The sequence below is a fragment of the Saccharopolyspora erythraea genome (assembly GCF_018141105.1).
GTDB classification, from domain to species: Bacteria; Actinomycetota; Actinomycetes; order Mycobacteriales; family Pseudonocardiaceae; genus Saccharopolyspora_D; species Saccharopolyspora_D erythraea_A.
Window position 1 is genome coordinate 1,331,303 of sequence record NZ_CP054839.1, and the last position, 19,345, is coordinate 1,350,647.

A 19,345-nucleotide genomic window follows, 5' to 3' on the forward strand; every position below is an offset into this window, starting at 1 on the left:
GGTGTTCGCGGGGCGGTCACGCCACGCCGCGGACCCGGGTCACCAGCGCCCCCGCGGCCACCGTGGCCAGGGCGGAGGCGGTGAACAGGCCCGCGTACCCGCCGAGATGGGCCAGGATCGGGGTGGCCAGCACGGGCGCGACGACCTGCGGCAGCGAGTTGGCGATGTTGACCACGCCGAGGTCCTTCGCCCGGTTCGCCGCCGCGGGCAGCACCTGGGTCAGCAACGCCAGCGCGACCGCCCAGTAGATGCCGAAACCCGCGCCCAGCAGCGGCGCGGCCAGCAGCGCTGCGGCCCACGTCGGCCACACCGCGAGCAACAGCGCCGCTACGGCCATCAGCACGCAGGAGAGCAGCACGTAGGGCTTGCGGCGGCCCGACCGGTCGGAGACCGCGCCGGCCAGCACGGCTCCGGCGGTCAGCGCCGCGCCGTATAGACCCATCAGCACCAGCAGCCCGGTCTCCGGGGCGGGGTGGTGCACCGCGTCGCCGAGGAAGAACAGCAGGTAGAGGGTCCCGAAGCCGTTGCCCAGGTTGATCATGAAGTGACAGCCCCAGCCCCAAGCGAAGTCGGGGTGTTCGCGCGGTGACACCCACAGCCGTCGCAGCGCCGCGCCGATTCCGCCTTCGGGCTTCGCGCGGAGCACCGCATCGGGTGTGAAGGCCACGAACAGGGCTGCCGCGAGGAGCACCAGGAGCGCGCAGGTGAGGTAGCCGGATGTCAGGCCGCTGATCAGCACCGTCACCACCAGCGTGCCGGCGACGGTGCCGAGCATCTGGCTGATCCCGACCAGCCCGCCGATGCGGGCGCGCTGCGGCACCGGAACCCGGTCGGGCAGTGCGGAGACCAGGCTCGCCAGCATCGCGTTCAGACCGGCCTGCACCAGGCACCAGCCGATCGTCATGACCACGACGTCGGTCGCGGCGGCCAGCACCGCGAGCCCCGCCGCGCCCGCCGCCGCGCCGCCCAGCGTCCACGGGTGCCTGCGGCCGAGGCGGGAGGTCGTGCGGTCGGAGAGCATGCCCGCCAGCGGGTTGGCCACGACCGACACAGCGGCGCCGATCCCGGTGACCACACCGAAGACGACTTCCTTGCCCGCAGGGGCGAGCGCCTCCGCCTGCTGCGGCAGCAACACCTGGATGGGCGCATAGAACGCCAGCCACAGACCGAGGTTCGCCACGAACAGCAGCGCCGTCCAGCCCGCCCGCACCGGCCTGCGGGGCTCGGCCAGCGCGTCGGTGCTCATCGCGATCGCTTGATCAGGTCGCGGTACCAGTGGAAGGAGTCCTTCGGGGTCCGGGTGAGCGTGTCGTAGTCGATGTGGACGAGCCCGAATCGGGGCACGTACCCCTTCGACCACTCGAAGTTGTCGATGAGCGACCAGACGAAGTAGCCGCGGACGTCGACTCCGGCGTCCATCGCTTCCCGCAGTGCGGTGAGGTGTCCGGTGAGGAAGTCGATGCGCTCCTGGTCGTGGATGCCGTCGAAGCTGCACCCGTTCTCGGTGATGTGCACCGGGGGCATCCCCGCGTAGCGCTCGTGCATGGTCACCAGCAGCTCGCGGAGCGCGTCGGGGACCACGGGCGAGTCGTTCGTGGTCATCGGGTAGCCCTCGACCGGCCGCAGCTCGAAGGGCAGCGGGCCAGGTGCGGTCGGGGCGGCCGCGGCCATCGGCTCGTAGTAGTTGACGCCGTAGAAGTCCAGCGGGGCGGAGATGACCGGCAGGTCGTCGGCGAAACCGTCCGGCAGCCGGTCGTGCAGCACCTCCGGGTAGCTGCCGAGCAGGATGGGGTCGGCGAACAGGCGGTTGATCAGCGCGTCGAGGAAACCGGCCGCCTCGCCCTCGCCCCAGATCGGGCTGTGGTTGTTCGCGGTGCCGATGTTCGTGGCGCCCGCGGCGCGGAGGGCGGACACCGCCAGACCGTGAGCCAGGAGCTGGTGGTGCGCGGTCGGCAGCGCGTCGAGCAGCAGCGCCCGGCCCGGCGCGTACTCGCCGATGCCGTAGCCGAAGATCGACATGACCATCGGCTCGTTGAGCGGGATCCACATCTTCACCCGGTCGGCGAAGCGCTCGCCGACGAGCGCGGCGTAGTCGGCGAACCGGGCGGAGGTGTCGCGGCTGAGCCAGCCGCCCGCATCCTCCAGCGCTTGCGGGGTGTCCCAGTGGTAGAGCGTGCCGACCGGGTCGACGCCCGCTTCGCAGACGGCGTCGATCAGGCGGTCGTAGAACGCCAGGCCCTCGGCGTTGGCGGGGCCCGAACCGGTGGGCTGGATGCGCGGCCAGGCGAAGGACATCCGGTAGGCGTCGACCCCGAGCTGCGACATCAGCGCGACGTCCTCGGCGTAGCGGTGGTAGTGGTCGGCGGTCACCTGCGCGTCCTCCCCGCGCGCGACCTTGCCGGGGGTGGCGGTGAAGGTGTCCCAGATGGACGGTCCCCGGCCGCCTTCGGCGGTAGCCCCCTCGATCTGGAACGCCGAGGTCGAGACGCCCCAGACGAAGCCATCGGGAAAGCGCGGAACCGTCATGCCGACCCCTCCAAATGTGAAAGTTGTTCGGAATATAGTCCCGACGCGGACCAGGAGGAAGGGGCCGAACCGGCGAGGGGCGGAATTGGCGGGGTGGGGGCTGACTGGACGCGATTGAGGGGTTTGCCGACGAGGGGGCTGACTGGACCCGCTTGGGGGCTTGCCGACTCGGAGGCTTGGAGGGGGTTTGCCGCTCGGAGGCTTGCCGACTCACCGTCGGCGTGTCGGCCTTGCTGTGACTCGGCGGGGCGGTGGGCGTTCGCGACCTGTCGTCGGTATGTCGGGCGCAGGTCGGAGCGTTGGTGTGTTGGGAGCGGACGCGCCGGCGGTGCGTCGGATGCGGACTCGCCGACGGTGTGTCGGCTGCGGCCCGACTTGCTGCCGGCGTGTGGGGTCCGGGCTCGCCGCGGGCGTGTTGAGGTGCGGACCCGACGCGGGGGTGTGGGGTGCGGACTTGCGATCGGTGTGTCGGGCGGGGACTTGCGACCGGTGTGTCGGGTGCGGACTCGCCGGCGGTGTGTCGGGCGCCGGGAGTGTTCGCATCGAACAGCGGTGCGCCGAAAAGTCCCGCCTGGTGCAACAACGTCGTCGCGCATCCACAAGTGACTGTCGAGCTTCGCGGCGACCGCTACGAAGCTCGGGCCGAGCAGGTGTTCCCGGCGAACACGACGAGTTGTGGCGGCGGAGGTGGGGATCGAGCCGGGTTTCGCGGAGTTCCGACGCCGGGACGATCGCGTCATCCCGATGGTTGCCCTGGCGCGGGCAGGCTGACGGCATCGGGCGCGTAGGGTCCTGTCGATCGGCCGCGCCCGGAGGCATCGCCTGCCTGCGGCTCGCCGGCTCGACGCCCACGGCCCACTGGCCCGACCGGATGGCACGTCTTGTCGGTGGCTAGTTCGCGGTGTCAGGATTGGCGCCACACGAACGGCGAGATGAGGTGGCGGCCATCAGCTATCACCACGGCGACCTGCGTCGAACGATCCTCGACGCCGCTGCGGCGGCGATCGCCGAGTCCGGGCCCGCCGGCTGGAGCCTGCGCGAGCTGGCCCGCAGGGCGGGCGTCTCGCACGCCGCGCCGGCGCACCACTTCGGCGACAAGACCGGTCTGCTCACCGACCTCGCCACCGAAGGGTTCGGGCTGCTGGCTGACGCCCTGGCCGACGCCGGGGACGACTTCGTCGACGTCGGCCTCGCGTACGTGCGCTTCGCCGTCGACCACCGGGCGCACTTCGAGGTCATGTTCCAGCCGGATCTCTACCGCACCGACGACCCCGGGGTCACCGCCGCGCGGGACCGGGCGGGCCACGTCCTGGAGGAGGGGGTCCGTCAGGTGCAGGGGGAGCACGAGCGCACGACGGAACTCGCCGCGTGGTCGCTCGTCCACGGCTTCGCCTCGTTGTGGATCACCGGAGCGTTGTCGGAGAGCGCCAACGGCGATCCTGAAGCGTCGGCGCGTCCGGTTCTGCGCAGGCTGTTCGAGCAGTGACCGAGCGAGGTCCAGCAGCGGGACCACGCGGTGACGCTGCCGAGCGGGGACAGCAATGCCTCCGAACGTCGGGCGCCGACCCTCACAGGTTGCTGGCGCCTCGGCACACCGACTCGTCGGCGGCTTAGTGGCCGGTCGCGCCGTCGAGCCGTTCGCGCAGCAGGTCCGCGTGACCGTTGTGCCTGGCGTACTCGGCGATCAGGTTCACCAGCACCCACCGCAGCGAGATCGGTTCACCGGTGGACCTCCGGGTGCCCGTCTCGTCCAGTGATGCAGCCTCGGCCACGACCTTGCGGGAGGCGTCGCACTCGGCTCGCCAGCTCGCCAGTGCCTCGGCGAAATCGCCGTGCAGCGACTCGAAGTCCTGGTCCGGGTCGTCGTCGGAGTAGTACAGCATCGGCAGGTCCTCGCCCCGGAACTGGATGCGGAACCACCACCGCTCGACCCCGGCCAGGTGCCGGACGAGTCCGTGCAGGCTCAGCGCTGACGGCGGTACGGCCTTGTCGGCGAGCTGCCGTGCGGGCAGCTCCGCGCACTTGAGCTCCAGCGTCCGGCGGTGCCAGTCGAGGAAGGACGTCAGCGTCGTGACCTCGTCGGCGATGCGGGGAGGCTCGCGACGGTCGTCCTCAGCCCACGTCTGCGACAAGTGGGCGCCTGTTTCCGGGAAGTCGCTCATGGCGGCAGCATCGCAGGACCTCCCGACATCCCAGGACGAAGCGGCATTCGGGCACCCGCCGGCAACTTCGAGCACGGCCGGCATTCGAGCACCTGCAGGTGATCGAGGACCGACATCTCGGTGGCACTGTTACCGGCGTCAGGGACGTGCTGGTGCCCCAGCGAGCGGCGCGGGTCGCGTGTGGTCTCTGCTCAGACGGCCTCCCCGATGCGGATGTCGAGCCTGGCGAGCTGCTGCGCGCTCAGGGCGATGTCGAGGGCCGCGATGTTCTCCTCCAGATGCCGTTGCCGGGTGGTGCCTGGGATGGGGACGACCGGCAGTCCCCACTCGACGGCGCGCTGCTGCACCCACGCCAGCGCGACCTGTCCCGGCCGGACACCGTGCTCGTCGGCGATTTCCCGCAATGCGGCCGGTAACGTCGCAAGCTCCGCGGCGATCTCGCCGAGCCGTTCCGCCTGGCGATCCGCGCCTGGTAGCAGGAGTCCGCGCCCGTGCGGGCAGTACGGCACCACCCCGACGCCGAGTTCGACGCAGGTCGGGACCACGGCCTCGATCTCCCGCCGGCACAGCGACCACTCGCTCTGCAGGGCGGCGATCGGGTGCACCGCGTGCGCGGCGCGCAGCTCCTCGGCGGTCACCTCGGACAGCCCGAGGTGGCGCACCTTGCCCTCGGCCACCAGCTCCGCCATCGCGCCGACGGACTCCTCGATGGGCACCGCGGGATCGCGCCGGTGCAGGTAGTAGACGTCGATGACGTCGGTGCCGAGCCGCCGCAGGCTGGCCTCGCAGGCGGCACGCGCGTACGCGGCGTCGCCGCGCGTGGTGAACGAGTCGTCGGGATTGCGCACGGCTCCGAACTTCGTGCCGAGCACCACCTCGTCGCGGCGGTGCCGGATCGCGCGGCCGACGAGTTCCTCGTTGTAGCCGTCGCCGTACAGGTCGGCGGTGTCCAGGAACGTGACGCCCAGGTCCAAAGCCCTGTTCACCAGCGCGTATGCCTCCGCCTCGCCGTCCGGCGCGGATGGCGAGGATGGCCGGAGCAGCCGCATGCAGCCGAGGCCCTGCACTGGAACAGCGGGGCCGGTCGTGCCCAGAGAGGTCGTGCGCATGTCGTCCTCGCAGTCGGTGGAAGTCGCCGTTGCCAGCAAAGTACAACGATCACTGCAAATAAGTAAAACGAATACTGCACCCCGCTGACCGGGTGCGACGATGTCGGGTATGACGCAGACGGCGGGAGGCCGGCCGCGCGGTCTGGTGGCCAAGCGCGAAGCCATCCTCGAGGCGGCGCGGAGCACGTTCGCCGCGCACGGCTACCAGCGGGCGAGCATCGACGGGATCGCCGCGCTGGCGGCGGTGTCCACGCGCACCATCTACAACCACTTCGGTGGCAAGGCGGAGTTGTTCTCCGTCGTCGTGCGCGACAGCGCGGCGCGGGTCGCCGAAGCGCTCGCCGGGCTCGTCGACAGCCACCTCGGCGCCGTCAGCGACGTCGAGGCCGCGTTCACCGGCCTCGCCCGTGCGTGGGTGTCGGCGAAGGCCGAGAACGCCTCGCACTTCGCGATGGTGCGCCAGATGCGGGCGGAGCAGGAGCACCTGCCGCGCGGACTCGCCGGCGCCTGGCAGGAGGTCGGCCCCGTCCGGGTGCACCGCGCGCTGGCGCGTGGGATCGGCGAGCTCGGCCGACGCGGACTGCTGCACGTCGACGACCCCGACCGGGCGGCGGAGCACTTCCTGCTGCTGACCACGGGCACGGCCGCCACGCGTGGTCTGCTGACCGGCACGTCGACCGGCGGGGACGACGAAGTCGAGGCCGCGGTCCGGGCCGGTGTGCGAACGTTCCTCTATGGACACTCGGCGTCGGGGAGCCGCTGAGCGAATCCGCAGCCGGCCTTGCACGAGGGGCGACGAGGGTCCGGCGCGCGACGCGCGTCACGTTCCGGAGCGCTTGTGCTCAACCCCGGTTGAGCCAGCACGCTCGATTCCGGCGTCGCCGATGCGATCGCCGGTCCCGGGGCCGGGCGCCCAGCGCCGAACCTGCTCGGCCCACCCCACCACAGGAACCGGCCCGCGGCCAGGTCGTCCATGCCCGCCATTGAACTGAGCGGCGGTGGGGTGGGCAAGGTGCGTCGGTCACAGCGCTTCGAGCGCGTCGGCCACCTCCCGGCGGGCTGCCGCGTCGAGACCGCGCAGCGGCCGGGGAAGGTTCGGATGGGAGACCAGACCGAGGTGTTCGGCGGCGGCGGAGGTCACGCGCAGGCTGCCGTAGCGGCGGAACAGCGCCCACAGCGGTTCCATGCGTTCGGACAGGGCCGCGGCCCGGTCGGCGTCGCCGTCGGCCGCGGCGCGGGTGATGGCCAGGCACTGCTGCGGCAGCAGACCGCCGATGACGCTGAACCACAGGTCGGCCCCTGCGCTGAGGCCCCCGGCGGCAAGCGCGTCGCCGCTCACGCCGACCGCGACGTGCCCGGGCAGCGTGCTGCGCAGCGCTGCGATCCGGTCCGGCGCCTGGTCCGCGGGGATGCCGGGGATCTTCACCGCACCGACGTTCGGCAGCGCGGCGATGCGGCCGTGCAGCTCGTCGCTGAACGTGAAGTGCGTCGTGCCCGGGTTGTCGTACACGCACAGCGGAACGGACACCTCGCGTGAGATGTCCTCGTACAGCCCGAAAACCTCGTCGTCGGTGAGGGGCTGGTAGGACACCGGGGCGAGCAGCAGCGCGGACGCGCCCGCCTGCTGGGCGTCCTCGGCGAGGGCGCGGACCTGCGATGTGCGCAGCGCGCCGATGCCGACCACGACGGGCACGCCGCCCGCGGCGTCGACGGCGGCTCTCGCGGCCCGAGCGCGTTCCTCGCGGGTGAGGTAGGCGTAGCCACCGGTCGAGCCGAGCGCGCCGATCGAGTCGACACCTGCCTCGGCGAGCCGGGCGACGAGCCCGGCGAACGCCTTCTCGTCGACACCGCTCTCGTCGGTGGGCGTGAGGGGGAAGGCGCTCAGGCCGGTGAACATGGCTGTTCCTTTCGGGGGGCGGGGAAGCTGCCGACGACTGCCCTTGAGGTTCCACCGCCGAGTGGCATCAGCGAAGGGCCAATCCGGAGCGGGTTCGAAGTGCCACTCCCGCGGATCGGCGTGCTGCTCGGCGAAATCGCGGAACTGCTCGAGAGAAGGGCTCAGGACGAGCACCCCGCATGCGCCGACGATCCCGAACTCGCGGTCCGCGTCGTCGCTCAGGCCTGGAGGCGGGCTGACGCCGATACCGGTGACTGGGTGGGCCTAACGCTTCGCAACACGAACACCGACGAAGTGCTGGTCCGAGAGCAGGACCGGGAGGAAACGCAGAGCGGGGAGCACGCAGAACGCGCTCCCCGCACCGTGGGGGTCTACGGGGGCTCGGCCCCGTATCGACATCACGATCCCGGGAAGATGCCCGAAGGGCATCGAACAGGATCATCGTGGGGCCGGAGGGACTCGAACCCTCACTGGCTAGGACCTAAACCTAGTGCCTCTGCCAATTGGGCTACGGCCCCCGCTTCGGCACAGCCTAGCTTGTGGCCGCGCGCGGCCCCGACAGGTGTGCGGTCGGCGACACGGCCAACGGCCGGTGGGAGCCGGCCGGAGGGGTGATCTACCGTGTCACCAGCCGGTGAAACTGAGGAGGACACGTGGCACGTGATCCCGACGCCATCCAGCGTGACATCGAGCAGGCGCGCGACGCGCTGGCCGCCACCCTGGACGAGCTGGGCACGAAGGCGAACCCGAAGCGCTTCGTCGAGTCCGGCAAGGCCAGCGTGCAGGAGAAGCTGAACGACCCGAGGGTGCGCTACGCCCTGATCGGCGTCGGCGCTCTGGTCACCATCGTCGTGGTGCGCAGGCTTTTCCGCTGAACCCGGTCGTGAGTGCCGGCGGCGAAGTCGAACCGCGCCCGCACTCACGACCGCGTCCCGGTCCCACGACGAACAGCCGCCAGGACGAACGGACGGCAGGGCGGGGTCCGGGGCGGCGCTGGCGGCCCGAGAGCCACAGCGGAACCAAGGCTCAGCCCCGGGGCCCGAACAGCGGATCCACGACAGCCGCGGCCCCCCGCCGACGACGGCCCGCAGTCCGCGGCCGCACCCTCAGCAGGCACGCGGCTCAGCGCAGTAGCGGGAGCAGGGCCTCGTGCAGTATCCGGTCGACGAAGCGGGCGTCCAGCGGCTCCTCGATGAGCATCAGGCGGTACATCAGCCCCGCGCCCGCCAGTTCCACGACGGTGTCCACCGGCGCGTCCGCGCGGATCTCGCCGCGCTGGACGCCCCGCTCGATGATGCGCCGCAGCACGTCGCGCTGCGGCAGCAGGAACGACTCGCGGAACGCGTGGGCCAGCTCCGGCTCGTGCGGCAGCTCACCGACCAGCGCCTGCGCGGCCTTGCCCACCGGGCCGGTGAGGAACGTCGCGAACGCGGTGAGGAACTCGCCGAGGTCGGCCTCCACCGAACCCTGGTCCGGCTCCGGGATGTTGCGCTGCACGAGCTGGTTGCAGGTGTCGATGACCAGGTCGAGCTTGGACTCCCACCGCCGGTAGATGGTGGCCTTGCCTGCGCGGGCGTGCGCGGCCACCGCGTCCATCGTCAGCGCCCGGTAGCCGACCTGGGCCAGCACCTCCATGGCGGCCTGCCGCAGCGCCGCGTCGCGGCTGGCGTCGCGCGGCCTGCCCCGTCCGGCGGCGACCTGCCGGGCCGACCCCATCCGGGGGACACCCGGCTGCTCGTCGCGTGCACTGCTCATGGGCGCGTTCACGGCTGACATCTTAGAGACAGAACCCCGATCGGGCGTGTTTTGCGCCATTCGGTTCCCCCGGCCGCAGGCGTCGCGGGCGCGGCCCTGCTCACCGGGCCGCGCGGCTGCGCGAGCGGCGCTGAGCGCCGTCGGCGGCGGCCGCCGCCTGCCGCGTCGCCTCGTCCGAGAGCCCGTGCCTGGCCTGCAGGTAGGCGGTGCTGAAGGCGAACCCGTCGCCGTCGAGCAGGTGGATCACGACCCGTCCGTGCGAGTTGGGGGCGAGGTTCTCGATGAGCTGGTCGGCCTTGTCCCTGGCGGCGATGAGCCCGGGCGCGCTGGCGGTCTTGCGTTCCTGGTCCGTGCTGACCGTGATGGACCAGTCGTCGCCATCCGGTACGTAGTTGGCGGTGATGTGTCCCGTTGCCATGTTGCCTCCGCGTCCGGCGTTCTCGGCGGTCGTGCGACGTCGCAGCCGGGACCCCGTGCCGCGGTGCTTCGACGATCCCGGCGGTGCATCGGTCAACTACACGCGTTGAGCACCCGACTTTACGGCCTATGGCCGGTCGAGGTCCTCCGGGCGGTCGATGTCGAAGCCCTCCGAAACGTCGTCGCAGGTCACGAGAGTCACCTCGTGGTCGCGCAGGTACTGGCGGGCGCCGGAGTCACCGACCGCGGACTCGCTCGCACCGGACCAGTGGTCGCGGCCGATGAGCACGGGGTGGCTCCGGCGCCCTTGGTGCGTCGCCGCCGCGAGACGGGCGTGACTCGCGTGGGCGGCGACGCGCCGCACCGCTGACGGGCCGATTCCCGGCATGTCGACCGGCGTTATCAGCGCTGCGGAGACGGTGTCGGCCGAGGTCGTCCTGGCCAGCGCGTCGAGCGCGACGCGCAGGGACGACCCCATGCCGGTGGACCAGTCCGGGTTGAACACGACCGTGACGCCGGTCAGGTCCGCCCGTTCCCGGACGGTGTCGGCGGCCGCGCCGAGGACCACCACGACCGGCGCGCACCCGCCTTCGGCGAGCACGCGCGCCGCGCGGTCCACGAACAGCTCGCCGCGGTGTTCGACCAGCGCCTTGGGCATGCCGAAGCGGCGGCCCGCCCCGGCGGCGAGCACCACGCCCGCGACCCCTTCACCCATGAGCGTGAATGGGGCCGTTGGTGCTGGTCAGCGGGGCAGTGCTGGCCCCGGATCGCAGCGCGATGATCTCGGCCGCGATGGATACGGCGGTCTCGGCGGGGGTGCTCGCGCGCAGGTCGAGACCGATGGGGGAGCGCAGCCGGGCGAGCTCCGCCTCGGTCAGTCCCGCCTCCCGCAGCCTGCGCAGCCGGTCCGCGTGGGTGCGGCGCGACCCGAGGGCGCCGATGTAGCCCGCCGGGCCGCGCAGCGCCTCCTCCAGGACCGGGACGTCGAACTTCGCGTCGTGGGTGAGCACGCAGATCACCGTGCGCCCGTCCACGTCGCAGTCGGCCAGGTACTTGTGGGGCCACTGCACCACCACCTCGTCGGCGTCGGGGAACCGGACGGGCGTGGCGAAGATCGCGCGGGCGTCGCAGACCGTCACGTGGTAGCCGAGGAACTTGCCCTGCCGGGCGAGCGCGCCGGCGTAGTCGATGGCGCCGAAGACGAGCATCCGCGGCGGCCTGGTCCAGGACTCGAAGAACACGTCGTGGTCGAGGGTGCCGCCCGACGGCGTGGGCTGGCAGACCTCGCGGCGGCCGGTGACGTCCTGGGCGAGCATCGCCCGCGCCTCGCTCAGAACCCGCTGGTCGAGGTCGGGGTCGGCGGTCGAGCCCGCGCTGCGGTCGGCCCACACCGCGACCGTCGCGCCGGTGGCCAGCACCCGGGCCAGCGCCACCGGCTCGTCGGCCACCGCGGCCCGCAGGGCCGCCAGCAGCGCGCCGTCGCGGCGCGGGTCGACGGGCTGGATGTGCACGTCGATCTGGCCGCCGCAGGTCAGCCCGACCGCGAACGGGTCGTCCGGGTCGTAGTCGTAGCTTTGCTGGACGGGGTTGCCGGTGGCCAGCGACTCCAGCGCCGCGTGGTGCACCGACCCCTCGATGCACCCACCGGAAAGACTGCCCAGGACCGCACCGTCGGATCGCACCGCCATGGCCGCGCCGGGGGCCCGGGGCGCGCTGCCCCGCACCCCGACGACCGAGGCGACCGCGAAGCGCTCGCCCGCGTCGGCCCACTCGAGCAGCTGCTCTGCGATGTCACGCATGGTGCCTCCTGGGTTCGTGCGGGGCCCGGCCCGGGCGGCTCCGCGAGCGCGCGGCTCGCGGAGCCACCGGGTCACTTCACCCCGAACAGGACTTCTATTCCTTCTACGCCGAAGTACACGACGAATACCAGCGAGAGGACCCCGACCAGCCAGCCGATCTCCCTGGGCTTTCCCTTGGCGAGCTTGATGACGGTGAAGGCGACCAGCCCGGCCCCGATGCCGTTGGTGATCATGTAGGTGAACGGGATCAGGGCGATGGTCAGGAACGCCGGGATGACGAAGTCCGGATCGCTCCACGGGATGTGGCGGGCCTGGCCCATCATCATCCCGCCGACCACGACCAGCGCGGGCGCGGCGGCCTGCGCGGGCACGACCGCGGCCAGCGGGGTGAACAGCAGCGTCAGGCAGAACAGGACGCCGGTGACGACGCTGGCCAGGCCGGTGCGGGCACCCTCGGCGACGCCCGTGGCCGACTCCAGGAACACCGTGTTCGGCGACGAGCCGGTGAGCCCGCCCGCCGCCGCCGCGACGCCGTCGACGGCCAGGATGCGGCCCATGCCCTCGATCTTGCCGTTGCGCGAGAGCCCCGCCTCGCTCCCGACGCTGGTGATGGTGCCCATCGCGTCGAAGAACCCGGAGAGCACCAGGGTGAACAGGAAGACCGTGGCCGCGATGCCGCCCGCGGAGACGAACCCGCCGAAGAGGTCGACCTGCCCGAACAGGCTGAAGTCGGGGCTGGCCACGAAGCTCTCGGGCATCTCGGGGGCGATGGTGCCCCAGGCGTCGGCAGGCAGCCCGAGGGCCGCGTTCAGCACGATCGCCAGGACCGTGCTGACCCCGATGGCGATCAGGATCGCGCCGGGGATGCGCCGGGCCATCAGCACGATCATCAGCAGCAGGCTGAAGCAGAACACCGCGATCGGCAGCCCGAGCAGGTGGCCGCCCTCGCCCATCTGCACCGGCACCGTCGTGTCGGCCGCGTCCGGCTTGCGGGTGACGAACCCGGCGCTGACCAGGCCGATGAGGGCGATGTAGAGGCCGATGCCGACGGTGAGCGCGGTCTTGAGCGGTGCCGGGATGGCGTTGATGATCCTCTCCCGGACCCCGCTGACGGCCAGGACGACGATCAGGACGCCTTCGAGGACCACCAGGCCGAACGCCTGGGCCCAGGTCATCGAGGGCGCGATGGTGAACGCGACGACGGCGTTCACGCCGAGGCCCGCGGCCAGCGCCAGCGGCGCGTTGCCGATCATCCCCATCAGGATCGTCATGACGCCCGCGGTGACCGCGGTGGCGGTGGTGAGCTGCTCGCTGGTGAGCGCCGCGCCGGTCGCGTCGGTGGACGAGCCGAGGATGAGCGGGTTGAGCATCACGATGTAGGCCATCGCGACGAACGTGGTCAGACCCCCGCGGAGTTCGCGGGACATCGTGGAACCGCGCCTGGTGATCTGGAAGAACCGGTCGACCGGTGATCTGGCCGAATCCGGGTCGGCTGGCCTTTCCTGGCTCAGCTGCTGGGTCATGAGTCCTCCCATGCCGGTGGGCGCCCCCGCGTGAGCTCGGAGCGGATGCGGGCTCCGAGGCCACCCGGACTGCTTTCCGGCGGTTTCCGCGCATGCGGAAGTGAACGCCGAATGTTGGTGGGGCGTTTGGTGATGTGTGAGAAAGGGGCCGGAAGAGGTTTTGCCTCGGCCTTCGAGCGGATCGTTTTGCTCGGAATCGGAGAAAGGGAGAATCCGCTCGCGCGGCATCGCGTCGACCCGGTCGTCTCGGCGATGCCCGGTGGTCGGGTTGCTCGGGGTTGAACCGCTTCAGGCGTCAGTAGTCGACGCGGTCTTCCTTCTGCCGCCAGGCGTCGAACGCCTCGTTGCGGTTGGGCATCTCGATGCGGCGGACCGGGGTCGGCCACACCGAGTCGGGGTCGCTGAACAGCCGGTAGAAGGCGCGGTCGTCGAAGCCGGCCACCGCGGCGTCGTCGCGGTCGGCGGCGTAGACGACGCTTTCCATCCGCGCCCACAGCGCCGAGGCCATGCACATCGGGCACGGCTCGCACGAGGTCACCAGCAGGCAGCCGTCGAGCTTGAAGGTGCCCAGCGCCTGGCAGGCGTTGCGGATGGCGACCACCTCGGCGTGCGCGGTCGGGTCGAGGTTGGTGGTCACCTGGTTGTGGCCGGTGGCGACGATCTCGCCGTCCTTGACCACGACCGCGCCGAACGGTCCGCCACCGTCGGCGACGCTGCGGGTGGCCAGCTCGATGGCCTTGGCCATCCAGTCGGTTTCCCGCGCGACGTGTACGTCCACTGTCATTTGTTCACTCCTGGAATCGGGGGCGCGTTCCGCGCTGCGCGCAACGCGCCCGGGGCTGCCGGAAACGACCGCGGGGCATTTCCGGATCGGGGGAGCGGGTGATGCCGCCGGAAAGGTGCGGCACCACCCCGCCCACGTGTCAGATGATGTGTTCGGGCGCGACCGGGGTGTGCGGCAGCTCCTTGCCGGTCGCCGCGCGGATCGCCGAGACCACCGCGGGCGTCGTGGAGATGGTCGGCGGCTCACCGGCACCGCGCACGCCGTAGGGCGCGTTCGGGTCCCCGCGTTCGATCACGTCCACCGTCATCGGCGGCATGTCGAGGATGGTGGGGATCAGGTAGTCGGTGAAGGACGGGTTGCGGATGTTGCCCGCGTCGACCTTGATCTCCTCCATCACCGCCAGCCCGAGGCCCTGCGCGGAACCGCCCTGGATCTGGCCGATCAGCGCGTCGGGGTTGATCGCCTTGCCGACGTCCTGGACGCAGTCCAGCTGCACGACCTTGACCAGCCCCAGGTCGGTGTCGACGTCGACCACGGCGCGGTGCGCGGAGAACGCGTGCTGCACCTGGACCTGCGAGCTCTGGCCGGTCTCGTCCATCGGGAAGGTCTGCCGGTGGTGGTACTCCCGGGTCTCCTCGATGACGTCGTCGCCGAGCACCTCGGAGATGTCGGCCAGCACCCCTGTCGCCGACGAGACGACCTTGCCGCCGTTGAGCGACAGGTGCTCCGGGCGCTCCTGGTACCGCTGGGCGACCAGCTCGAACAGCGCGGTGCGCACCGCCTCGCAGGCGACCTTGACCGCGCCGCCGGTGACGTAGGTCTGGCGGGAGGCCGAGCTGGAGCCGGCCGGACCGACGCTGGTGTCGTTCGGGTGGATGTTGACCAGCTCCACGCCGAGCTCGGTGCGCGCGATCTGCTGCTGCACGGTGACCAGGCCCTGCCCGACCTCGGCGGCGGCGGTGTGCACCATCGCCATCGGCTCGCCGCCGACGACCTGCAGCCGCACTCGCGCGGTGGAGAAGTCGTCGGCGCCCTCGGCGTAGCAGATGTTCTTGATCGTCACGCCGTAGCCGATGCCGCGCTTGACGCCCTCGCCGTGGGTGGTGTTGGACGCCCCGCCCGGCATGTCGCGGATGTCGACCGGCTCGGTGCGGTTCTCCGGCGGCAGCGGGATGCGGCGCAGGCGCTCCAGCAGCTCGGCCACCGGGGCCGGGTAGTCCAGCACCTGACCGGTCGGGATGGTCTCGCCCCGGCTGATCGCGTTCTTGATGCGCAGGTCCACCGGATCCATGTCCAGTGCGGCGGCGAGCTTGTCCATCTGGGACTCGTAGGCGAACGTCGGCTGCACCGCGCCCAGCCCGCGCATCGCCCCGCACGGCGGGTTGTTCGTGTACAGGCCCCAGCCTTCGATGTCCACGTTGGGCACCACGTACGGACCGGCGCCCAGCGTGGTGCCGTTGCCGACCACGACCGGCGTCTTCGAGGCGTAGGCGCCGCCGTCGAAGTACTGCCTGGCCTTGACGTAGACGAGCTTGCCGTCGCGGGTGGCGCCGTGCTCGTAGTACATCTTGGCCGGGTGGCGGTGCACGTGGCCGTAGAAGGACTCCTCGCGGTTGTAGACCATCTTGACCGGCTTGCCGGTGTGCAGCGCGAGCATGCACACGTGGACCTGGATGGACAGGTCCTCCCGGCCGCCGAAGGCGCCGCCGACACCGGACATGGTCATCCGGACCTTCTCCGGCGGCAGGCCCAGCACCCGCGCGGTCTGGCGCAGGTCCGAATGCAGGTCCTGGGTGGCCAGGTACAGCTCGACGCCGCCGTCCTCGGCGGGGATCGCGAGCCCCGACTCCGGGCCGAGGAACGCCTGGTCCTGCATGCCGACGGTGTAGACACCGGACACCACGACCTCGGCCTCGGCGTCCGGGTCGCCCTTGAGGATCTTCTGGTGCCGCACCACGTTGCCGTCGGCGTGCAGCTTCGGCAGCGTGTCGTCGTGGGCCGCGCGCTCGGCGTCGGTCACCGGCTCGAGCACCTCGTAGTCGACCTCGATGCGCTCCAGCGCCCGCCGCGCGGTCTCGGGGTGGTCGGCGGCGATCAGCGCGACGGCCTCTCCCCGGTAGCGGACCACGTCCTCGGCCAGCGCCGGCTGGTCGGCGTGCTTGAGGCCGTAGAGGTTGTCGCCGGGCACGTCCTCGTGGGTGAGCGCGGCGTACACGCCCGGCACCTTCAGCGCCGGACCCACGTCGACCGACCGGATGCGGGCGTAGGGGTGCGGGCTGCGCAGCGTGGCGCCCCACAGCATGTCCTCGGCCCACAGGTCGGAGGAGTAGGCGAACTCGCCGCGCACCTTCAGCGCGCCGTCGGGACGCAGCGGGGACTCGCCGATCCCGCCCGCGATGGCGTCGTTGAGGTCCTGAGGGCTGCGAGCCGGAGCCGGATTGCTCATCGGAGGGCCTCCTCGTGGCGGATGCGGGCACTGGCCCGCCGCAGTTCGTGGGTGAGATCGGACTCGAACGTCCTGGTCAGGTGCCCGTCGTGGACCACGGCGTCGCCGCCGCACAGCAGCCGCTCCAGCTTCGGCAGCGGCCCGAGGACCAGCGCGGCCACCGGGTCCTCGATGCCCGCGTGCCCCAGTCCGTCGATCCGCCACACCGCGATGTCGGCCAGCCTGCCCGGCGTCAGCGCACCGAGCTCGGTGTCGCGGCCGAGGCACTTCGCGCCGCCGCGCGTGGCCATCCACAGCGCGTCGCGAACCGAGATCGCGGTCGGGCCGTAGTGGGCGCGGGCGGTCAGCAGCGCCTGGCGCATCTCGTGCCCCAGGCCGCCCGCCTCGTTCGACGCGACCCCGTCGACCCCCAGACCGACGGGGACCCGAGCGTCGAGCAGCGGGCGGACCGGCGCGACCCCCGCGCCGACGCGGCCGTTGGAGCTCGGGCAGTGCGCCGAACCGGTGCCGGTCTCGCCGAAGCGGGCGATCGCCTTGTCCGACAGGTGGATGGTGTGGGCCAGCCACACGTCCTCGCCGAGCCAGCCGAGCTGCTCGGCGTACTCGGCGGGGGAGCAGCCGAACTCGGCCCGGCACTGCTCCTCCTCGTCGACGGTCTCGGCCAGGTGCGTGTGCAGCCGTACGCCGCGGCGACGTGCCAGCTCGGCGGCCTGGCGCATCAGCTCCGAGCTGACCGAGAACGGCGAGCACGGGCCGACCGCGACGCGCACCCTCGAGCCGGGCGAGGGGTCGTGGAAGCGGTCGATGGCGGCCTCGGTGCCGGTCAGCGCCTCGTCGAGGTCCTCGACCAGCGAGTCCGGCGGCAGCCCGCCCTGGGACCGCCCGCGGTCCATCGACCCGCGCACCGCGTGCAGCCGGACGCCGACCCGCTCGCCGGCGGCGACGACGCCGCCGAAGACGTCGCCCCCGCCGCGCGGGAAGACGTAGTGGTGGTCGGCGGCTGTGGTGCAGCCCGACAGCGCCATCCACGCCAGCCCGGACGACGCCGCGGCGTGGGTGATCTCCTCGTCGATGCCCGCCCACACCGGGTACAGCGCGGTCAGCCAGCCGAACAGGTCGGAGTCCGCGGCGTAGCCGCGGGTCGCCCACTGGTAGAGGTGGTGGTGGGTGTTGACCAGACCCGGCGTCACCACGCAGCCGGTGGCGTCGACGCGGTGCACCGGGACGTCCTGCTCCGGCGCGGAGCCGGGCCCGACGGCCAGGATCCGGTCGTCTTCCACGACCACGTGACCCTCGGCGTACTCGGTGCCGTAGCTCGACCCTGCGAGCAGGTCTTCGGTGCCGTAGCTCGACCCTGCGAGCCCAGCGGCGTCGCCTGCCGCGGTGCCGCCGTCCATCGTGACGACGGCACCACCCTCGATGACCACTCGGCTCATGCCCGCTGGGCCTTCCGCTGCGCGGCGAGCCGCACCGCGTCCATGATCTTCTCGTAGCCGGTGCAACGGCAGAGGTTGCCCGCCAGCGACTCGCGGATCTCGGCGTCGGAGGGGTTGGGCTTGCGCTCGATCAGGTCGTGGGTCTGCACCAGCAGGCCCGGCGTGCAGAACCCGCACTGCACGGCGCCCGCCTCGATGAAGGCCTCCTGCACCGGGTCGAGCTTCTCCCCTTCGTGCAGGCCCTCGACGGTGCGCACCTCGCACCCCTGGGCCTGGCCCGCGGCGATGAGGCACGAGCACGCGGGCACCCCGTCCATGTAGACGGTGCACGAACCGCACTCGCCCTGTTCGCAGGCGTTCTTGGAACCGGGCAGGCCGAGCCGCTCGCGCAGCACGTAGAGGAGGCTTTCGCCCTCCCACACGTCGTCGGCTTCCTGCGGCTGGCCGTTGACGGTGAACTTCAGGCGCATTCTTGTCTCCCGGAGCAGTGGTCCTTCCAGACCCATTGCAGGGTCCTGCGCGCCATCACCGACAGCGCGTGACGGCGGTAGTCGGCGGTGCCGCGGACGTCGTCGATGGGCGAGGAGGCGTCGGCGACGAGCTTTCCGAAGCGCTCCAGCACGGAGTCGGCCAGCGGACGCGGCGACTCCCACAGGCCGTCGAGCTCGCCCGCGATGAACTCCTCGGCCGCCAGAGCTCGGCGCGGCGTCGGGGCCGCCGAGCCGAGCCCGGTACCCACGCGGCGCTGTTCGGGGTGCAGCGCCACCGCGAAGGTGCACACGGCGATCACCATCGCGTTGCGGGTACCGACCTTGGAGAACTGCTGCGCGCCCGTGGCGGGCGCGATGTGCACGGCGGCGATCAGCTCGTCCTCGGCCAGCGCGTTGCGCTTGACGCCGGTGAAGAACTCGGTGGCGGGCAGCATCCGCGTGCCGCGCACCGACTCCACCTCGATCTCGGCGTCGGAGGCCAGCAGCGGCGGGTGGCCGTCACCGGCGGGCGAGGCGGACCCGAGGTTGCCGCCGAGGGTGCCGCGGTTGCGGATCTGCGGCGAGCCCACCGTCCGCGACGCGATGGCCAGGCCCGGCAGCCGCTCGCCGAGCTCGTTGATCAGCCTGGTGTAGGGCAGGCCGGCGCCGATGCGCAGCCTGCCGTCGTGCTCGCTCCAGCTCGCGAGCTCGTCGATGCCGGTGAGGTCCAGCAGCGTGGTGGGACGCCGGTGATCGAAGTTGATCTCGACCATGACGTCGGTCCCGCCCGCGATTGGCGTCGCGTCGGGATGTGTGGCCTTGGCTTCGAGTGCTTCACGCCAGGAGGCCGGGCGGAGGAAATCCACGGTATTGCTCCCTGTCACGGCCGTTCAAAGGTGTGAGTCAGTACACATCCGACGTTGGGGTGATTACTAGCGGTGGAAGTGCTGAAAAACACTGCGTGCCGATCGGGGTGCTTAGTATGTTCCTACAAACGTGCCGCGAGCGTGTTTCGCGCGAT

19 protein-coding genes and 1 tRNA gene are annotated in these 19,345 nt (G+C 71.7%); 4 read left to right on the forward strand and 16 right to left on the reverse strand.

The genetic code is table 11. The features are described 5' to 3' along the window. Positions 1–16 precede the first annotated feature (16 nt). Complete coding sequence (locus HUO13_RS06165; RefSeq protein WP_211900501.1) at positions 17–1,246, reverse strand: MFS transporter; 1,230 nt, start codon at positions 1,244–1,246, stop codon at positions 17–19. Beyond that, positions 1,243–2,526 carry a GH1 family beta-glucosidase gene (locus HUO13_RS06170; RefSeq protein ID WP_211900502.1) on the reverse strand — a complete coding sequence of 428 codons (1,284 nt, stop codon included), beginning with the start codon at positions 2,524–2,526 and terminating at the stop codon, positions 1,243–1,245. The genes HUO13_RS06165 and HUO13_RS06170 overlap by 4 nt, the downstream gene beginning before the upstream one ends. A gap of 533 nt (positions 2,527–3,059) precedes the next feature. Between HUO13_RS06170 and HUO13_RS06175 the strand changes: the two genes are divergently transcribed. Both HUO13_RS06175 and HUO13_RS06180 read left to right on the forward strand, forming a co-directional pair. Further along, complete coding sequence (locus HUO13_RS06175; protein WP_249124486.1) at positions 3,060–3,314, forward strand: nitroreductase/quinone reductase family protein; 255 nt, start codon at positions 3,060–3,062, stop codon at positions 3,312–3,314. Positions 3,315–3,463: 149 nt separating this feature from the next. After that, on the forward strand, positions 3,464–4,012 hold the full coding sequence (locus HUO13_RS06180; RefSeq protein WP_211900503.1) for a TetR/AcrR family transcriptional regulator: 549 nt from the start codon (positions 3,464–3,466) through the stop codon (positions 4,010–4,012). Positions 4,013–4,136: 124 nt separating this feature from the next. Here the strand turns inward: HUO13_RS06180 and HUO13_RS06185 are convergent, their stop codons facing one another. Continuing rightward, positions 4,137–4,688: a DinB family protein gene (locus HUO13_RS06185; RefSeq protein ID WP_211900504.1), complete on the reverse strand. Its 552-nt coding sequence runs from the start codon at positions 4,686–4,688 to the stop codon at positions 4,137–4,139. 191 nt (positions 4,689–4,879) lie between these two features. Next, a complete protein-coding gene (locus HUO13_RS06190) occupies positions 4,880–5,797 on the reverse strand; it encodes an aldo/keto reductase (RefSeq protein WP_432757823.1) in 918 nt (305 codons plus the stop codon). Positions 5,798–5,906: 109 nt separating this feature from the next. On the opposite strand from HUO13_RS06190, the gene HUO13_RS06195 reads away from it, so the two are divergent. Then, on the forward strand, positions 5,907–6,560 hold the full coding sequence (locus tag HUO13_RS06195) for a TetR/AcrR family transcriptional regulator (protein WP_211900505.1): 654 nt from the start codon (positions 5,907–5,909) through the stop codon (positions 6,558–6,560). Between the two features lie 258 nt (positions 6,561–6,818). On the opposite strand, the gene HUO13_RS06200 is transcribed toward HUO13_RS06195, so the two are convergent. Together HUO13_RS06200 and HUO13_RS06205 are read right to left on the reverse strand one after the other, a co-directional pair. Beyond that, the gene (locus HUO13_RS06200; protein ID WP_211900506.1) at positions 6,819–7,694 is read right to left on the reverse strand and encodes a dihydrodipicolinate synthase family protein; all 876 of its coding nucleotides are present in this window, start codon (positions 7,692–7,694) and stop codon (positions 6,819–6,821) included. A 444-nt stretch (positions 7,695–8,138) separates the two neighbouring features. Beyond that, positions 8,139–8,212 (reverse strand) — tRNA-Leu (locus tag HUO13_RS06205). A 135-nt stretch (positions 8,213–8,347) separates the two neighbouring features. Between HUO13_RS06205 and HUO13_RS06210 the strand changes: the two genes are divergently transcribed. Then, positions 8,348–8,569, forward strand: coding sequence for a DUF3618 domain-containing protein (locus HUO13_RS06210; protein ID WP_211900507.1), 222 nt, complete (start codon positions 8,348–8,350; stop codon positions 8,567–8,569). Positions 8,570–8,816: 247 nt separating this feature from the next. On the opposite strand, the gene HUO13_RS06215 is transcribed toward HUO13_RS06210, so the two are convergent. From HUO13_RS06215 to HUO13_RS06260, 10 genes are all read right to left on the reverse strand, one after another. After that, on the reverse strand, positions 8,817–9,470 hold the full coding sequence (locus tag HUO13_RS06215; protein ID WP_249124487.1) for a TetR/AcrR family transcriptional regulator: 654 nt from the start codon (positions 9,468–9,470) through the stop codon (positions 8,817–8,819). Between the two features lie 79 nt (positions 9,471–9,549). Further along, positions 9,550–9,867 (reverse strand): hypothetical protein, encoded by a 318-nt coding sequence (locus HUO13_RS06220; RefSeq protein WP_211900508.1) that lies wholly within the window; start codon positions 9,865–9,867, stop codon positions 9,550–9,552. Positions 9,868–9,993: 126 nt separating this feature from the next. Further along, the gene (locus HUO13_RS06225; protein ID WP_211900509.1) at positions 9,994–10,581 is read right to left on the reverse strand and encodes a nucleotidyltransferase family protein; all 588 of its coding nucleotides are present in this window, start codon (positions 10,579–10,581) and stop codon (positions 9,994–9,996) included. Then, positions 10,574–11,665, reverse strand: coding sequence for an XdhC family protein (locus HUO13_RS06230; protein WP_211900510.1), 1,092 nt, complete (start codon positions 11,663–11,665; stop codon positions 10,574–10,576). The genes HUO13_RS06225 and HUO13_RS06230 overlap by 8 nt, the downstream gene beginning before the upstream one ends. A gap of 71 nt (positions 11,666–11,736) precedes the next feature. Continuing rightward, a complete protein-coding gene (locus HUO13_RS06235) occupies positions 11,737–13,188 on the reverse strand; it encodes an NCS2 family permease (protein ID WP_211900511.1) in 1,452 nt (483 codons plus the stop codon). A gap of 295 nt (positions 13,189–13,483) precedes the next feature. After that, positions 13,484–13,972, reverse strand: a complete 489-nt coding sequence (locus HUO13_RS06240; protein ID WP_211900512.1) for a nucleoside deaminase — start codon at positions 13,970–13,972, stop codon at positions 13,484–13,486. 139 nt (positions 13,973–14,111) lie between these two features. Next, positions 14,112–16,418 carry a xanthine dehydrogenase subunit D gene (gene pucD / locus HUO13_RS06245; RefSeq protein WP_211900513.1) on the reverse strand — a complete coding sequence of 769 codons (2,307 nt, stop codon included), beginning with the start codon at positions 16,416–16,418 and terminating at the stop codon, positions 14,112–14,114. Continuing rightward, positions 16,415–17,854 carry an 8-oxoguanine deaminase gene (locus HUO13_RS06250; protein ID WP_249124488.1) on the reverse strand — a complete coding sequence of 480 codons (1,440 nt, stop codon included), beginning with the start codon at positions 17,852–17,854 and terminating at the stop codon, positions 16,415–16,417. Before HUO13_RS06250 ends, pucD begins: the two co-directional genes overlap by 4 nt. Continuing rightward, positions 17,851–18,324: a (2Fe-2S)-binding protein gene (locus tag HUO13_RS06255; protein ID WP_211900514.1), complete on the reverse strand. Its 474-nt coding sequence runs from the start codon at positions 18,322–18,324 to the stop codon at positions 17,851–17,853. Before HUO13_RS06255 ends, HUO13_RS06250 begins: the two co-directional genes overlap by 4 nt. Beyond that, complete coding sequence (locus HUO13_RS06260) at positions 18,315–19,190, reverse strand: FAD binding domain-containing protein (RefSeq protein ID WP_211900515.1); 876 nt, start codon at positions 19,188–19,190, stop codon at positions 18,315–18,317. The genes HUO13_RS06255 and HUO13_RS06260 overlap by 10 nt, the downstream gene beginning before the upstream one ends. Between the last annotated feature and the right edge of the window lie 155 nt (positions 19,191–19,345).

Bases quoted from the DNA above. Each gene is read 5' to 3' on its own strand.
- HUO13_RS06185 (WP_211900504.1), bottom strand. From the start codon at position 4,688: ATGAGCGACTTCCCGGAAACAGGCGCCCACTTGTCGCAGACGTGGGCT.
- HUO13_RS06230 (WP_211900510.1), bottom strand. From the start codon at position 11,665: ATGCGTGACATCGCAGAGCAGCTGCTCGAGTGGGCCGACGCGGGCGAG.
- HUO13_RS06190 (WP_432757823.1), bottom strand. From the start codon at position 5,797: ATGCGCACGACCTCTCTGGGCACGACCGGCCCCGCTGTTCCAGTGCAG.
- HUO13_RS06220 (WP_211900508.1), bottom strand. From the start codon at position 9,867: ATGGCAACGGGACACATCACCGCCAACTACGTACCGGATGGCGACGAC.
- HUO13_RS06165 (WP_211900501.1), bottom strand. From the start codon at position 1,246: ATGAGCACCGACGCGCTGGCCGAGCCCCGCAGGCCGGTGCGGGCGGGC.
- pucD (WP_211900513.1), bottom strand. From the start codon at position 16,418: ATGAGCAATCCGGCTCCGGCTCGCAGCCCTCAGGACCTCAACGACGCC.
- HUO13_RS06240 (WP_211900512.1), bottom strand. From the start codon at position 13,972: ATGACAGTGGACGTACACGTCGCGCGGGAAACCGACTGGATGGCCAAG.
- HUO13_RS06170 (WP_211900502.1), bottom strand. From the start codon at position 2,526: ATGACGGTTCCGCGCTTTCCCGATGGCTTCGTCTGGGGCGTCTCGACC.
- HUO13_RS06250 (WP_249124488.1), bottom strand. From the start codon at position 17,854: ATGAGCCGAGTGGTCATCGAGGGTGGTGCCGTCGTCACGATGGACGGC.
- HUO13_RS06255 (WP_211900514.1), bottom strand. From the start codon at position 18,324: ATGCGCCTGAAGTTCACCGTCAACGGCCAGCCGCAGGAAGCCGACGAC.
- HUO13_RS06225 (WP_211900509.1), bottom strand. From the start codon at position 10,581: ATGGGTGAAGGGGTCGCGGGCGTGGTGCTCGCCGCCGGGGCGGGCCGC.
- HUO13_RS06195 (WP_211900505.1), top strand. From the start codon at position 5,907: ATGACGCAGACGGCGGGAGGCCGGCCGCGCGGTCTGGTGGCCAAGCGC.
- HUO13_RS06235 (WP_211900511.1), bottom strand. From the start codon at position 13,188: ATGACCCAGCAGCTGAGCCAGGAAAGGCCAGCCGACCCGGATTCGGCC.
- HUO13_RS06200 (WP_211900506.1), bottom strand. From the start codon at position 7,694: ATGTTCACCGGCCTGAGCGCCTTCCCCCTCACGCCCACCGACGAGAGC.
- HUO13_RS06215 (WP_249124487.1), bottom strand. From the start codon at position 9,470: ATGTCAGCCGTGAACGCGCCCATGAGCAGTGCACGCGACGAGCAGCCG.